The organism is Nonomuraea sp. NPDC047897 (genome assembly GCF_043204415.1).
Taxonomy (GTDB): domain Bacteria; phylum Actinomycetota; class Actinomycetes; order Streptosporangiales; family Streptosporangiaceae; genus Nonomuraea.
Window position 1 is genome coordinate 15,504 of the sequence record NZ_JBIDCC010000015.1, and the last position, 14,137, is coordinate 29,640.

A 14,137-nucleotide genomic window follows, 5' to 3' on the forward strand; every position below is an offset into this window, starting at 1 on the left:
CCGGGACGGGTGGCCCTCAATCCGGCCTCTGCAGCTTGAGGTCGTCGCGCAGCGACACGCCCTGCCGGTCGAGACCGGCCAGCAGCTCGCTGACCGGGCCGTGGCCCGGCAGCCGGCCTGCGGGATCGGCCTCGGCCCAGGGCACCAGCACGAAGGCCCGTTCGTGGGCACGCGGATGCGGCAGCGTCAGGTCGGGGTCGTCGCAGACCACGTCACCCACCATGATCAGGTCGACGTCGAGCGTGCGCGGCCCCCACCGCTCCAGACGCTCGCGCCCGAAGGCGTTCTCGACGCTCTGCGCCCGCTCCAGCAGGGTGCGGGGCGGCAGGCTGGTCTCGACCACGACGATGGCGTTGAGATAGGGCCGCTGGCCGGCGGGCCCGCCCACCGGCTCGGTCTCGTAGACCGACGACACCGCCACGAACTCCAGGCCGGGCGCGTCGAAGAGCGTGTCGATCGCCCCCTGCAAGGTCTCGAAACGCCGGCCGAGGTTGCTGCCGAGGGAAAAAACGCATCTCATGGGCGACTCCGCTCGATCGTCACGATCACATCGTCGAACGGCAGGGGAATCGGGGCAGCCGGCTTGTGCACGCTCACCTCGACCGAGAGCACCCGCTCGTAGGCCAGGCACACGTCGGCCAACCGCTGCGCCAGCGTCTCGACCAACTGGACGGGCTCACCCTCCACGACCTTGACCAGCGCCTCGGCCAGCTCGCCGTAGTGGACCGTCGAAGTGAGGTCGTCAGACGCCGCGGCGGGAGCGGTGTCGAGGAACAGCGTGGCGTCCACCACGAACTCCTGCCCCAGCTCGCGCTCGGCAGGCAGCACACCGTGCCGGCCCCGGGCCCGCAGCCCCTTCAGCGCGATGCGGTCAGTGCTCAAGCTCGCCGTCCTCCTCCTCGTCCTCGTCGCTCTGCAACACCGGGGAGCCATGGTGCATCCACAACCGCCAACCCTGCGGCGTGCGCACGTAGACGTTGCTGGCCACCACCTTGCCGGCGGCGAAGCTGGACTCGCCCTCCTCCCCGGCGGTCAGGATGTTCTCGACGCAGGTGAGCACCGCCACGTCACCCAGCACCGTCGTGTTGACGTCGGTCAACACGAACTGGATGTAGGTGGTGTTGGCCATGATGAGCGCCCAGGAGCGCAGGACCTCGGACCGGCCGGCCAGCAGCGTCCAGCCCGGATGCACGCAGGTCACCCGCTCCTCGGCGGTGTCCTCGGCCCAGATCTCCGTCATCCGGTCGAGGTCACCGGCCTCGATCGCGGTGTAGAAGTCCTGGTTGACCGTCTCGATGGCGGCAGTGTCGACGCTCATGTATCGGCTCCGGCTCTCTTCCATGCGGCGGCCACGCGGACGGCGTCGGCGTTGGGGCCGACGTGGTGAACCCTGACGCACCACGCGCCCTCCCGCGCGGCGAGAGCGGTGACCGCCAGGGTGGCGTCGTCGCACTCGTCGAACGGGCGCGGGGTGCCGTCGGCGCCGGCCAGCAGCCGCCCCAGGAACCTCTTGCGTGAGGCCCCGATGAGCAGCGGATAGCCCAGCTCGGCCAGCTGTGGCATGCCGGCCAGCAGCGCCCAGTTGTGCTCGGCGTTCTTGGCGAAACCCAGGCCCGGATCGAGCACGATCTGCTCCTCGGCCACTCCCTCGGCCAGCACCAGATCGACCCGCTTGGCCAGCTCCTCGCGCACCTCGGTCACCACGTCGGCGTAGACCGCGCGGCTGGCCATGTCGTGGCTGTGGCCTCGCCAGTGCATCACGACGTAGGGGACGCCGGTCGCGGCCACCACGCGAGGCATCGCGGGGTCGGCCAGGCCGCCGCTCACGTCGTTGACCAACCTCGCCCCGGCCTCGACGGCGGCCTCGGCCACCTCGGCACGCATCGTGTCGACGCTGACGGCCACGCCCTCCGCGCTGAGCGCCCGGATCACCGGCACCACGCGGGCCAGCTCCTCCTCCTGCGACACCCTGGCGGCCCCCGGCCGGGTGGACTCACCGCCCACGTCGACGAGGTCGGCGCCCTGCTCCACCAGCTCCAGACCGTGCGCGACGGCGGCCCGCTCGTCGAACCACAGCCCGCCGTCGGAGAACGAGTCGGGCGTCACGTTGACCACGCCCATGACGAGGCACCGCTCCTCGGCGGACAGACCCGGCACGCTAGTCATGGGCCAAGCCTAGGCGCTTGCCCATACCTGTTGATGTCATGGGTCCCTCATTGTGGATAACGAATCCCGCGCGACCGCTCTTGCCGCCGTTCCTCTCCTCTTGGACGCCTTTTTACGCCCCTTCCGGCAAGCCCATCACCACCCGCCGACGCGCCACGGGCCGTGGGTGGGCCCGTCACGAGACCTCGTACTCCGGCTCAGGGCGGTCGATGGGTGGTGGGCAAGGAGCGGGAAGGCACGGCCCCCGGGACGGCGTGACGGCGGCCGGCCACCGTCCGGTCAGCGGGCGTCCTCCTGGAGGCCCTCAGCCACGTGCGGCGGGTGGCGGCCCAGCCGGCCGTGCCGTACGAGAAGGGCTGAGAAGGAGCCACCGCGCGGACAGCCCGGACGCACGAGAAGGAGCCACCGCGCGAGCGGTCCGAACGTGAGAGAAGGAGCCACCGCGCGGACAGCCCGGACGTAAGAGGAGGGGCCGCCGGGCGGACGGTCGGTCAGAAGCGGCCGAGGATGAGGGCCATCGCTTCGGAGCGGGTCTTGTCGCTGGTGCGGAAGTCGCCGCGGACGGCCGAGGTGACGGTCTTGGCGCCTGGCTTGCGAACCCCGCGCATGGTCATGCACAGGTGCTCGCACTCCACCACCACGATCGCCCCGCGCGGCTCCAGGACCCGCATCAGCGCGTCGGCGATCTGCGACGTCATCCGTTCCTGGACCTGCGGGCGGCGGGCGAACACGTCGACCAGGCGGGCCAGCTTGGACAGGCCCGTCACCTGGCCGCGGTCGTTGGGGATGTAGCCCACGTGGGCGAACCCGTGGAACGGGACCAGGTGGTGCTCGCAGGTCGAGTAGACCTCGATGTCCTTGACGAGCACCATCTCGTCGTGGTCGACGTCGAAGACCTTGGTGAGGACGTCTTCGGGCGTCTGGCCGAGGCCGGAGAACTGTTCGGCGTAGGCCCGGGCGACCCGGGCCGGGGTGTCGAGCAGGCCGTCACGGTCGGGGTCCTCGCCGATGGCGTAGAGGATCTCGCGGACGGCCTTCTCGATCCGGCCCAGGTCTACGTCGTGCTGTGTCACGCTGTGTCCTCGTGCTGCTTCACGCACCGTCTCCGGACGACAGCGCCCCCTGCTGCCCGGTGGTGAGCGAGCCGTTGGCCGACTGCTTCTCCTTCGGGGTCAGGATGGGCGGGCGGTCGGACGGCAGGCGCTTGCCGTAACCCGCGTAGGACGGGCGGTGTTCCTTGACCACGACCGGGGCGAAGATCTGGAGCACCTGCTCGCGGGAGAGGGTCTCCTTCTCCATGAGCTCCAGCACCAGGTTGTCGAGCACGTCGCGGTACTGGACCAGGATGTCCCACGCCTGGTCGTGCGCCGTCTCGATCATCCGGCGGACCTCCTCGTCGATCGTGGAGGCGATCTTCTCGGAGTAGTCGCGCTCGTGGCCCATCTCGCGGCCCAGGAAGACCTCGGCCTGTCCGGTGCCGAACTTGCGGGCGCCGAGCTGCTCGCTCATGCCGTATTCGGTCACCATGCGGCGGGCGACGGCCGTGGCCTTCTCGATGTCGTTGGAGGCGCCGGTGGTGGGCTCGTGGAAGACGAGCTCCTCCGCCGCACGGCCGCCGAGCAGCATCGCGAGCTGGTCCATCATCTCGGACCTGGTGGCCAGGAACTTGTCCTCCATGGGCAGCGTCATCGTGTAACCGAGGGCGCGGCCGCGGGACAGGATCGTGATCTTGTGGACCGGGTCGGAGTTGGGCAGCGCGTGCGCCACCAGCGCGTGACCGCCCTCGTGGTAGGCGATCATCTTCTTTTCCTTGTCGGACATGACCCGCGACTTGCGCTCGGGCCCTGCCATGACGCGGTCGATCGACTCTTCGAGGACTTCCATCGTGATCAGCTTCTGGTCGGCGCGCGCCGTGAGCAGCGCGGCCTCGTTGACCACGTTGGCCAGGTCGGCGCCGGTGAAGCCGGGCGTGCGCCGGGCGATGACGTCGAGGTCGACGTCGGGCGCGAACGGCTTGCCGCGACCGTGGACCTTGAGGATGCCCTTGCGGCCCTCCAGGTCGGGACGGTCGACGGTGACCTGACGGTCGAAGCGGCCGGGACGCAGCAGCGCCGGGTCGAGGATGTCGGGCCGGTTGGTCGCGGCGATGAGGATCACGCCGCCCTTGACGTCGAAGCCGTCCATCTCGACGAGCAACTGGTTGAGCGTCTGCTCGCGCTCGTCGTGACCGCCGCCCAGGCCGGCGCCGCGATGGCGGCCGACGGCGTCGATCTCGTCGATGAAGATGATCGCCGGGGCGTTGGCCTTCGCCTGCTCGAACAGGTCGCGCACGCGGGAGGCGCCGACGCCGACGAACATCTCGACGAAGTCGGACCCGGAGATCGAGTAGAACGGCACGCCCGCCTCACCCGCGACCGCGCGGGCGAGCAGGGTCTTGCCGGTGCCGGGCGGGCCGTAGAGCAGCACGCCCTTGGGAATCTTGGCGCCGATCGCCTGGAACTTGGCCGGGGCCTGCAGGAACTCCTTGATCTCCTGGAGCTCCTCGATGGCCTCGTCGGCCCCCGCGACGTCGGCGAAGGTGGTCTTGGGAGTGTCCTTGGTGATCAGCTTGGCCTTCGACTTGCCGAAGCTCATCACCCGCGAGCCGCCACCCTGCATCTGGTTCATGATGAACAGGAAGATCAGCACGATGATGACGAACGGCAGGAAGCTCACCAGGAGGCTGACCAGGAAGTTCTCCGTGGGAACCTCGATGGTGAAGCTCTTGGTCTTCTTCGCGTCGACCTGCGCCTGCAGCTCGTCGGTCAGCTTGGCTCCGTAGCCGGTGACCCAGTCGGCCTGGATCGTCTTGGTGGGGGCGTCACCCGCCCGGACCGGGATCGCGTTGTAGAGCGAGAGCTCGATCCGCTGGTCCTTGTCGATAATCTTCGCGTTGCTGACGTTTCCGGCACGAATCTGCTGAAGAACCGTGGACGTGTCGGCCTGCTTGTAATTGCCCCCGCCGCTCCAAAGCTGAGTGACGAGCAGGAGCAGCACGACGATGCCCAGGATCCACAGCAGTGGCCCACGTGTAAATCGCTTGAGATCCATCCGATGCGGAACCCCTTGCGGGCCCGTCCCTTCCTGACCATGGCCTTGAACCCCGGGTGCGGCCCGGGGCCGCGGCATCCGGCGCCGCGACTTCTGACTACCCGAAGGGGACGCGGGGTCACCCTTCAGGATTCAGAAGGTACACCGGCACGACGCGCGGAGGGACCGCGCGCCAAACCGGTCCTGCCCTACCAACGTACGTCAGGCCGCGCGGTGTTCCCGGCCCCTGGGGAGATTGCTACTTATAGACGTGGGGTGCCAGGGTGCCGATGAAAGGCAAGTTGCGGAAGCGCTCGGCGTAGTCGAGGCCATAACCGATGACGAACTCGTTGGGAATGTCGAATCCGACGTACTTCACGTCGATCGGCACCTTCACCGCGTCGGGCTTGCGCAGCGCGGTGCAGATCTCCAGCGAGGCGGGATTGCGCGACTTGAGGTTCTCCAGCAGCCAGTGGAGGGTCAGGCCGGAGTCGATGATGTCCTCGACGATCAGCACGTGACGGCCCATGATGTCGGTGTCGAGGTCCTTCAGCACCCGTACGACACCCGATGACCTGGTGCCCGCGCCGTAGGACGACACCGCCATCCAGTCCATCTGGACGGGCACGCGCAACGCCCTGGCCAGGTCGGCCATCACCATGACGGCGCCCTTCAACACGCCCACGAGCAGCACGTCCTGGCCCGCGTAATCCTCGTCGATCCGCCCGGCGAGCTCTCTGATCTTGGCCTGGAGCTCGTCCTCTGGAATGAGGACCTTCTCGAGGTCCTTGCCCATGTCGGCAGCGTCCACGTGTGGTTCCTTACGGGATGGGACTGGTGGCGACTATCAGGGTGCCATACCGCCTCACGGCCACCAGACCCCCGGGCAGGTCGACGGACTTCTGCCCACGCCAGTGCGTGACCAGCCGGTCCACGGCCCGTACATGGGTCTCCGACAGCCCGCCCGATGGAGCGCCCGCCGTGAGGGCGGCCCGCCGCAGCACCCGCCGGCGCACGGCGTCCGGAAGGTCCGCCAGCCCCTCCACGGCGAGGGTCACCGAGCCCGCGATATCGCTAAGAGCGCAATCCCGGTAGGCCCTGCCGGCCCACGCGTCGAGGGCGTCGGCGTCGTCCCGCGCCAGCCGCGCCGTCCTGGCAAGCGCCTCGGCCACTCCCGGCCCGAGCTCCGCCTCCAGTACGGGCAGCACCCGGGTGCGCACGCGGACCCGGGTGTAGCGGGGGTCTGCGTTGTGCGGGTCGTCCCACGTGGTGAGCCCCAGCGCGTGGCAGGCCGCCACGGTGGTCGTCCTCGGCAGGTGCAGGAACGGCCGCCGGTAGCGGCCGGCCGTGACCGCCATGCCGGACAGCGACCTGAGGCCGCTGCCCCTGGCCAGGCCGAGCAGGACGGTCTCGGCCTGGTCGTCCCTGGTGTGCCCGAGCAGCACGGCCGCCGCTCCGAGCCGGTCGGCCGCCGCCGACAGCGCGCCGTAGCGGGCGTCCCTGGCCGCCGCCTCCGGGCCGCCCTCCCGGCCCACCTCGACGGTGAGCACCTCGGCCGGCCGGAGCCCCAGTGTCTCGGCCGTGCCGGCCACGCCGGCGGCCCGCTCGGCGGAGCCGGACTGGAGCTGGTGGTCGACGGTCAGCAGGCCGGCCCGGAGCCCGGCTCGGGGGGCCACGAACGCCAGCGCCGCCGCCAGGGCCAGCGAGTCGGCGCCGCCGCTGCACGCGACCAGCACCAGCCCGCCTGCGGGGACGTCGGCCAGTGCCTCACGCACGGCCCTGCGGACGTCGGCTACGGCTGGATGCGGACCCACGGGCCCCATTGTCCACCGCTTGCCCGCCCACCGGGCCGTCGGACACCGCCGGGTTCCCGTGGGCGCCGGGCCACGGCGCGGCCCGGCCGCGTTCGTCCGCCACCCGGCTCGGGCTCGCCGGTCAGGGCCGGTCAGTGGTTCCCGAGTCGGTGGTTCCCGAGTCAGTGGTTCCCGAGTCAGTGGTTCCCGAGTCGGTGACGGGCTGGCCCGAGGGGGCCTGGTCCGTGGCGGGCAGCGCGGGCGAGCCGATGACGCGACGGATCCAGGCGTCCGGGTCGGAGATCTCCGCGATCGTCGGGAGGGTCTCCGGCGAGGTCCAGACCTGGTTGAAACCGTCCATCCCGGCCTTGCCCACCACGGTGCGCACGAAGGCGGACCCTTCGGCGTACTGCTTCATCTTCAGCTCGATGCCGAGCAGGCGGCGGACCGTGCGGTCGAGGCGGGAGCCGCCCTCGCGGCGCGCGGCGAACTTGGCGCGGATGTCGGCCACCGAGGGCACCACCGACGGGCCGACGGCGTCCATGACGTAGTCGCCGTGGCCCTCCACCAGCGTCATCACGGCCGTCAGCCGGTCGAGGATCTCCTTCTGTTCGGGCGTCTGGATGGCGTCGATGAGGTTGCCGTCACCGCCACGCACCACCTCGGCCACCGTGTCGGCGGCGCTGCGCAGCCGTTCGAGGAGCGTGGTGAGGTCGAGGTCGGACGCCAGCAGGAACTCGGTCATCTGCGAGCGGATGTACTCGCGCAGCCACGGCACCCCGGTGAACTGCACCCGGTGGGTCTCCTCGTGCAGGCACACCCAGAGCCGGAAGTCGCGCGGGTTGACGTTCATCTCGCGCTCGGCGTGCACGATGTTGGGCGCGACGAGCGTCAGGCGGCCCGTCGGCTCGCGGCCGGTCGGGTCGGGCGGCAGGAACAGCTCGTACTGGCCCAGCACCCGCGAGGCGAGGAAGGCCAGCACGGCCCCGACCTCGACGCCGGTGATGCGGGACCCCACGGCGGCCACGATGGGCGGCGGCGGGTTCGCGCCGTTGCCGACCCGCTGGGTCAGCGGCTCCAGCACGACGCGGAAACCCTCGACGTTGGCCCTGATCCAGCCCGGCCGGTCGACGATGGTCGCCGGCTGCGGTGCGGCCTCGGCGTGAATCCTGGTGAACTCACGCACATGGCCCTCGGCCTCGCGGGACAGGGTGCGGAGCTCGGTGACGGCCTGCCTGGCCTCCTCTCGGCTCACCTGAGGACCGGAGCGCACCAGGCGCGTGCCGGTCGTGACGGCCAGATCCCAGTCGATCACCTGCATACCGTCCACCGTACGTGCTCCGCCTCCGCCCCGCGAAGGAGCGCCGGTGTCGGGGCGAAGGAGCGCCGGTGTCCGGCCTGAGGAGGGAGGGAGCGAAGCGACCGGACGACGAGGGAAGACACCGGGTCCAGCGACTGAGCCGCGATCCGCAGGATCGCCATAAGAACGCGAAGGAGCGCCGGTGTCCGGCCTGAGGAGGGAGGGAGCGAAGCGACCGGACGACGAGGGAAGGTGCGGTGGTCAGGAGCGGGCGACGATGGCGGCCAGGCGGTCGAGTACGGGCTCGGCGTTGACCGGGACGCGGTCGGCCATGAAGGCGAAGGTGACGAGCCGGCCGTCCTTGGTGGTGGCGAGGCCCGCCAGGGTGTTGACGTTGTTGAGGGTGCCCGTCTTGGCGCGGACCAGCCCCACCTGGCCCCTGCTGTCGGCGCCGGTGAAGCGTCTGCCGTTGCCGAGCGTGCCGGAGAAGCCGGCGACGGGCATGCCGGAGGCGACGGCGTGCAGCTCGGGGTGGGCGGCGCTGCCGGCGACGGCGATGGCGCGGGCCATCGCGTCGGCGCTGATGCGGTTGTGCGGGGACAGGCCGCTGCCGTCACGTAGCTGGACGCCGCGGGCGAGGCCGAGCCGTTCGAGCACTTTCAGGGTGGCGGTGGCGGCGCCGTCGAAGGAGGCGGGCTGCCCCTCCTTGATCGCCACCTGCCGGGCCAGCGCCTCGGCCAGGTCGTCGTGGCTGTGCGTCAGCGTCTGCTCGACGAGGGCGTACACGGGGGCCGACTCGACGCGGGCCAGTTCGGCGGCGCCGGCGGGGGCCTTGGCCGGGCGTACGGACCTGTCCACGCCGATGCCCTGGCGGGCGAGGAGCCGGGCGAACGCGGCGGCGGCGAACCGCGGCGGGTCGGAGACGCGCGGGGCGGGCTGGCCGGGGTAGCGGCGGCCCTCGTCCATCGCCAGCGCGGACACCGGCGCGATCTCGCCGTCGGGGACGTAGTTGGGCTTCCAGCAGGGGCAGATCGACGGCCCGGTGTAGAGGGACGCGTCGTAGGAGAGTGTGACCTTGGTGACGCCCTTGGCCTTCAGCGCGGCGGCGGTGCGGGAGGCGAGGGTGGCCAGCGACGCCGGCTTGGGGTAGCCGCCGGGCCTGGCGGACGGGCCCGCCAGCAGCGGGTCGCCGCCGCCGACCAGCACGACGGCGCCGGGAGTCGAGCCCTGGAGGACCCGCGTGGCGAGGCGGGCGTCGGGACCGAGCGAGGCGAGCGCGGCCACGGACGTCACGACCTTGGTGGTGGAGGCGGGTGTGATGCCGGTGTCGGCGTCGGAGGCGAAGATCCGTTCGCCGGTGGCGGCGTCGAGGACGATCGCGCCGACCCGGTTTCCGAGCGCTTTGTCACCCAGGGCGACGCTGAGTTGCCGCGTCAAAGTACCCTTAGTCGGGAGAGGTCCTCCCCCGGCCCTCGCCGGCAGCCCGGCCAGCACAGGGCCCGCGGTGACCACGGGGGCGGACGGAGGCTCCGCAGGAGACGCTGCCGGCTCGTTCGGTGACGACTGCCTCGTCAACGCGCTCAGGGTCGCGTCGTCGCTCACCAGGTAGACGCCGGTGACGATGGTGACGATCTGCAGCAGGACGAGAGTGGTCAGCATCACCCACCGCTCGTGCCGCGCCACGTCGCCTGCCCTCTCTCCTGGTGTTCGCCTACGAGACATTAACGCCCAGCCGGGGGTGCCCGGTGGGTTGAGCGGAGGAACCGCGGTGGAGTTCGACGTTGTCGTTGAGATTCCCAAGGGACAACGGAACAAGTACGAAGTGGACCACGAGACCGGGAAGATCAGGCTTGACCGGCTCCTGTTCACCTCCACGCAGTACCCCGCCGACTACGGCTTCATCGAGAACACCCTCGGTGAGGACGGCGATCCGCTCGACGCGCTGGTGCTGCTGCAGGAGCCGACGTTCCCGGGTTGCTACATCACCTGCCGGGCGGTCGGCATGTTCCGGATGACCGACGAGAAGGGCGGCGACGACAAGGTCCTGTGCGTCCCCGCCACGGACCCGCGGATGGAGCACATCCGCGACATCCATCACGTCGCCGAGTTCGACCGGCTGGAGATCCAGCACTTCTTCGAGGTCTACAAGGACCTGGAGCCGGGCAAGTCGGTCGAGGGCGCCAACTGGGTGGGCCGCACGGAGGCCGAGGCCGAGATCGAGCGGTCGTTCCAGCGGGCCAAGGACCAGGGGTACGGCCACGGCCACTGACGGGTCACGCGGCGGGCCTGGTGGCGCCCACCAGGTCCGACCGGTGGATGGGGGCGACCCGCACCACGTCGCCGGTCTGCGGGGCGTGCACCATCATGCCCTCCCCGACGTAGATGCCGACGTGGTGGATCGTGCCCGGGTCTTCGCTGATGTGGCCGAAGAAGACGAGGTCGCCGCGGCGGAGCTGGTCGAGCGGTACGTGCGGGCCCGAGGTCCACTGCGTGCCGGTCCAGTGGTCGAGCTGCACGCCCACGCGTTCCCAGGCGCGCATGGTCAGCCCTGAGCAGTCGTAGCTGCCGGGGCCGTCGGCCGCCCACACGTACGGCTTGCCGAGCTGGGTGAGCGCCCAGTTGGCGGCGAGGTCGCCGCCGAGCGACCCCTTCGCGGTCAGCTCGCCCTTGCTGTAGCCGCCGAGCGCTTCGAGACGTTCGAGCCTGGCCTGCCGGCGTTCCTCGCGCGCCCTGGCCAGGCGCTGGGCTCTGGTGCGCGCGGCGTCGACCCGTTCCTCCAGTGCGTCGCGCCGGCGTTCGAGCAGGTGGGTCCGGCGTTGCTGGCCGGCGACGGCCTCCTCGGCGGCGATCTTGGCGAGGCGGGCTCGTTCGGCTGCCGCCTGGTGGTCGGCGTAGGCGTCGGCCGCCTGCCGCCGCAGGATGGCGGAGACCTCCTGGGCGTCGCGCATGCGGTCGAGGATGCCGGCGCGCTCGTCGGCGAGCTGTTCCAGCACGCCGGCGCGGTGCAGGTAGCCGTCGGGGTCGCCGGAGTCGCTGATCATCAGCGCGTACGGGTGGCTCAGGTCGACGCCGGCGTAGGTCTCGGCGACGACGACGGCGACGGCCTGGCGGGCCCGTTCGACTTCGGCGTCGGCCGCGGCGAGCCTGGCCTGGGCCTGCTCGTGGGCGCGCTGGGCGTGGGCCAGCCGGACCTGTTCGCCGTTGTAGGCCTCGACCAGCCGTTCGACGCCGGCCGTGAGGTCGTCGAGGCGTGATTCGGCGGTGGCGAGCGCGGCGCTGGCCACGCCGAGCTCCTTGGTGCGCTCGCGCGCGTTCTGCCGCGCCTCGCGCACGTCGTGCTTGGACGGCCCGTCGCGCCGGCCGGGATCGGCGTGGGCGGGCGAGCAAAGGGCGAGGACCAGCCAGGCGGCCACGCCCGCCCGTGCGGTGCGCGTGGTGACGGTGCGCATGGATCCCCCTCACAGAGGTGACTCTGTGCACACCTTTCCCAGCAGTTACAGTTCACACACCTATCCGTCACGCACCGTAGTCATCAGAGGCGGAGTAGGCGTTCGATCCACGGCCGGACGCCCGTCGCGGCGGGCCGGGGGCCGCGCGGGTAGGTGAAGACGGGCGTCCCGGCCCCGTAGGCGGCGTGCAGGTCGGCCGCCTTGCACCAGTCGGCGCAGACGCGGGCCGTCGCCCAGGCGGCGGCGATCGCCGGGCGGGCCTCGGGGTGCCGGTCGTAGGTCTGGTAGAGGGTCATGGTGGCGTCGGCCGCCTGGTAGCCGTCGTCGGGGTAGGCGGTGCCGGCCAGGTAGGGGGCGGTGACGCGGCCGGCGTGGCAACTGCCGAGTGCCCACGTCCAGTTGGCCAGGACGAGGCCGAGCACGGGGTCGGGCACTTCGGCGGCCGCGCCGTACATGCGGTCCTGGCGTGGGCCGGTCAGGCGGCGGGCGGTCCAGAACCAGTCGAGGTCGCCGGGCGGCTCGCCCGCGGCCAGCCAGGACAGCAGGGCGAGGCCGCGGGCGGTGCGCAGCCGGCAGAGGTCGAGCATGTGGCGCAGCATGCGCGGCCCCCGGTCGAGCCAGGTGGGCCAGGCGACGCGGTGGCTCCGCGCCACGAGGCCGGCCAACTCGCCGCGGACCGGCAGCGGGCAGACGCGGCATCCGAGGAGCGGGTCCTCGCGCAGCTCGTAGGCCCGCATCCGGGGTCAGGGGGCGGTCGAGCCGGACGAGGTGGGCGCGGGGGCGCTGGTCGTCGGGCCTGCGGTGGTCGTCGCGGTGGGCGTCGGGGTGGGCGTCGCGGTCGGCTTGGCCGTCACGGGCGGGGTGGCGCTGGGCGTGGGGCGGGGCGTCCGGGTCGGCCGGGGCGGGGGCGTCCGGGTCGGTTTGCCGGTGGGGCAGGGCGTGCCGCCGGGGCCGCGGCTCTGGTGCTCGCGGGGGCGGCCGTCCGGTGGGCCGCCCGGGTCGGCGGGCGGGGTGAGTGACGGCGTGCCCTTGCCCGGCGGGGTGCGGGGCGGCGTCGCGGCGGCGGACGTGGCGACGGAGCCGTGCGTGGGCCAGGCCGTGGGCGGACTCGCGGGGACGCTTGAGTGCACCATGCCGACGGGGTAGGCGGGCGAGGCGTTGGCGACGGGCTGGACCGCGGCCCGCGAGCCGTCGGGCGCCTGCTGCCCCGGCGCGCGGGCGTCGGGGGCGGTGGGCGGCCCGCTCGGGAGGTGGACGACGGGGCCCGTGGGCAGGGCGGCGGAGGCCACGCCCGGCAGGCCGCCGGGCCCGCCGCCGAAGCTCGTGAAGATCACTCCCAGCGCCACCACCGTCGCGACCGCCGCAAGCGCGCACGCCAGGGCGTGCGGCCACCGGCGCGCCTTCCGGTCGGCCGCGAGGGGAAACCCGCCGGCGTCGAGCGCCCCCGAGCGCCGGGCCACGTAACGCCGGTACGGCGTCAGCTCGGGGTCGGCGAAGTAGCTCAGCACCCTGACCTTGAGCGCGCCGGGCACGGTGACCGGGGGCAGCAGCTCGAACACCTTGGACTCGGAGACCTGGCGGGCGTGGTGCGGCGAGCAGGTGGCGCACTCCGGCAGGTGTTGGACGAGCTCCTCCCGCATCCGGGGTGTCAGCCGCCCGGTGAAGCCGGTGAGGACGGCGGCCCGGACCTTGCAGTCGTAGGGCCCTTTGGCGGCCAGGACCTCGGCGGTGACCGCGTCGCGCAGCCGCCGGCGGGCCTCGTCACGGGCCGTCTCCACCTGGCGGGGAGGCATGCCGAGCACCGCCGCGACGTCCCGGGCGGACAGGCCGTGGACGGCCGACAGCTCCAGGATCTCGCGGCCGGCGGCGGGCAGGCTCCGCGTGGCGTTCCAGGCCATGACGCGCAGGTCGGCGTCGGCGCCGGCCCACAGGTGGGCGTCGGCCCACAGATCGGCGTCGGCGCCGGTGCCCGGCCGCGCCTCCTCGGCGCCGGCGTCGCCGGCGTCGCCGGCGGGTGCGGCCAGCCGGCGGCGCAGGCATTCGCGCCTGGCTAGCGCGTAGAGCCATGGCCGCAGGCGGCTGGGGTCGGACAGCGAACCCGCGTGGGCGTGCGCCGCGATGAATGTGTCGCGGAGGGCCACCTGCGCGTTGTCGGAGTGGCGAAGAAGGGACCAGCAGTATCTATAGATGCTCTCGGCGTGCGAGTCGAACAGCGCGGCGAGGGCACCCGGGTCGTCGGCGCGCAGCGCCTGGACCAGGACGCGGTCATTCATGTGACCGAATGTAATGGATTAGTAACTAGTAGTTCTACCGATTCTGCGTGAATGCCATCGCTTGCCGCCAGGCGGCGCGATAACGCC

14 protein-coding genes are annotated in these 14,137 nt (G+C 71.9%); 1 reads left to right on the forward strand and 13 read right to left on the reverse strand.

What is annotated here, in order from left to right:
• Positions 1 to 16: 16 nt before the first annotated feature.
• From folK to dacB, 10 genes are all read right to left on the reverse strand, one after another.
• Positions 17 to 520, reverse strand: a complete 504-nt coding sequence (gene folK, locus ACGF0J_RS29860) for a 2-amino-4-hydroxy-6-hydroxymethyldihydropteridine diphosphokinase (RefSeq protein WP_393151041.1) — start codon at positions 518 to 520, stop codon at positions 17 to 19.
• Positions 517 to 882: a dihydroneopterin aldolase gene (gene folB, locus ACGF0J_RS29865; protein ID WP_393151043.1), complete on the reverse strand. Its 366-nt coding sequence runs from the start codon at positions 880 to 882 to the stop codon at positions 517 to 519. The genes folK and folB overlap by 4 nt, the downstream gene beginning before the upstream one ends.
• On the reverse strand, positions 872 to 1,318 hold the full coding sequence (locus ACGF0J_RS29870; RefSeq protein WP_393151045.1) for a nuclear transport factor 2 family protein: 447 nt from the start codon (positions 1,316 to 1,318) through the stop codon (positions 872 to 874). Before ACGF0J_RS29870 ends, folB begins: the two co-directional genes overlap by 11 nt.
• Positions 1,315 to 2,121: a dihydropteroate synthase gene (gene folP, locus ACGF0J_RS29875; RefSeq protein ID WP_393151455.1), complete on the reverse strand. Its 807-nt coding sequence runs from the start codon at positions 2,119 to 2,121 to the stop codon at positions 1,315 to 1,317. Before folP ends, ACGF0J_RS29870 begins: the two co-directional genes overlap by 4 nt.
• Positions 2,122 to 2,657: 536 nt before the next feature.
• The gene (gene folE, locus ACGF0J_RS29880) at positions 2,658 to 3,239 is read right to left on the reverse strand and encodes a GTP cyclohydrolase I FolE (RefSeq protein ID WP_393151047.1); all 582 of its coding nucleotides are present in this window, start codon (positions 3,237 to 3,239) and stop codon (positions 2,658 to 2,660) included.
• A 19-nt stretch (positions 3,240 to 3,258) separates the two neighbouring features.
• Complete coding sequence (gene ftsH, locus ACGF0J_RS29885) at positions 3,259 to 5,256, reverse strand: ATP-dependent zinc metalloprotease FtsH (RefSeq protein WP_393151048.1); 1,998 nt, start codon at positions 5,254 to 5,256, stop codon at positions 3,259 to 3,261.
• 238 nt (positions 5,257 to 5,494) lie between these two features.
• The gene (hpt, locus tag ACGF0J_RS29890; RefSeq protein ID WP_393151050.1) at positions 5,495 to 6,046 is read right to left on the reverse strand and encodes a hypoxanthine phosphoribosyltransferase; all 552 of its coding nucleotides are present in this window, start codon (positions 6,044 to 6,046) and stop codon (positions 5,495 to 5,497) included.
• A gap of 10 nt (positions 6,047 to 6,056) precedes the next feature.
• Positions 6,057 to 7,049, reverse strand: a complete 993-nt coding sequence (tilS, locus tag ACGF0J_RS29895; RefSeq protein ID WP_393151052.1) for a tRNA lysidine(34) synthetase TilS — start codon at positions 7,047 to 7,049, stop codon at positions 6,057 to 6,059.
• A 121-nt stretch (positions 7,050 to 7,170) separates the two neighbouring features.
• Positions 7,171 to 8,349, reverse strand: a complete 1,179-nt coding sequence (locus tag ACGF0J_RS29900) for a zinc-dependent metalloprotease (protein ID WP_393151054.1) — start codon at positions 8,347 to 8,349, stop codon at positions 7,171 to 7,173.
• Positions 8,350 to 8,589: 240 nt separating this feature from the next.
• Entirely contained in the window at positions 8,590 to 10,011 is a 1,422-nt protein-coding gene (dacB, locus tag ACGF0J_RS29905; protein ID WP_393151056.1) for a D-alanyl-D-alanine carboxypeptidase/D-alanyl-D-alanine-endopeptidase, read from the reverse strand.
• An 85-nt stretch (positions 10,012 to 10,096) separates the two neighbouring features.
• Here dacB and ACGF0J_RS29910 point away from each other — a divergent pair, with 85 nt between their 5' ends.
• Positions 10,097 to 10,597, forward strand: a complete 501-nt coding sequence (locus ACGF0J_RS29910) for an inorganic diphosphatase (RefSeq protein ID WP_393151058.1) — start codon at positions 10,097 to 10,099, stop codon at positions 10,595 to 10,597.
• A gap of 4 nt (positions 10,598 to 10,601) precedes the next feature.
• On the opposite strand, the gene ACGF0J_RS29915 is transcribed toward ACGF0J_RS29910, so the two are convergent.
• The 3 genes from ACGF0J_RS29915 to ACGF0J_RS29925 form a co-directional block, all read right to left on the reverse strand.
• Positions 10,602 to 11,777, reverse strand: coding sequence for an NlpC/P60 family protein (locus ACGF0J_RS29915; RefSeq protein WP_393151060.1), 1,176 nt, complete (start codon positions 11,775 to 11,777; stop codon positions 10,602 to 10,604).
• 83 nt (positions 11,778 to 11,860) lie between these two features.
• Positions 11,861 to 12,514, reverse strand: a complete 654-nt coding sequence (locus ACGF0J_RS29920; RefSeq protein ID WP_393151062.1) for a hypothetical protein — start codon at positions 12,512 to 12,514, stop codon at positions 11,861 to 11,863.
• A gap of 6 nt (positions 12,515 to 12,520) precedes the next feature.
• Positions 12,521 to 14,050, reverse strand: a complete 1,530-nt coding sequence (locus ACGF0J_RS29925; RefSeq protein ID WP_393151064.1) for a sigma factor-like helix-turn-helix DNA-binding protein — start codon at positions 14,048 to 14,050, stop codon at positions 12,521 to 12,523.
• Between the last annotated feature and the right edge of the window lie 87 nt (positions 14,051 to 14,137).

Bases quoted from the DNA above. Each gene is read 5' to 3' on its own strand.
- folK (WP_393151041.1), bottom strand. From the start codon at position 520: ATGAGATGCGTTTTTTCCCTCGGCAGCAACCTCGGCCGGCGTTTCGAG.
- ACGF0J_RS29870 (WP_393151045.1), bottom strand. From the start codon at position 1,318: ATGAGCGTCGACACTGCCGCCATCGAGACGGTCAACCAGGACTTCTAC.
- folP (WP_393151455.1), bottom strand. From the start codon at position 2,121: ATGGGCGTGGTCAACGTGACGCCCGACTCGTTCTCCGACGGCGGGCTG.
- ftsH (WP_393151048.1), bottom strand. From the start codon at position 5,256: ATGGATCTCAAGCGATTTACACGTGGGCCACTGCTGTGGATCCTGGGC.
- ACGF0J_RS29900 (WP_393151054.1), bottom strand. From the start codon at position 8,349: ATGCAGGTGATCGACTGGGATCTGGCCGTCACGACCGGCACGCGCCTG.
- ACGF0J_RS29915 (WP_393151060.1), bottom strand. From the start codon at position 11,777: ATGCGCACCGTCACCACGCGCACCGCACGGGCGGGCGTGGCCGCCTGG.
- ACGF0J_RS29920 (WP_393151062.1), bottom strand. From the start codon at position 12,514: ATGCGGGCCTACGAGCTGCGCGAGGACCCGCTCCTCGGATGCCGCGTC.
- ACGF0J_RS29925 (WP_393151064.1), bottom strand. From the start codon at position 14,050: ATGAATGACCGCGTCCTGGTCCAGGCGCTGCGCGCCGACGACCCGGGT.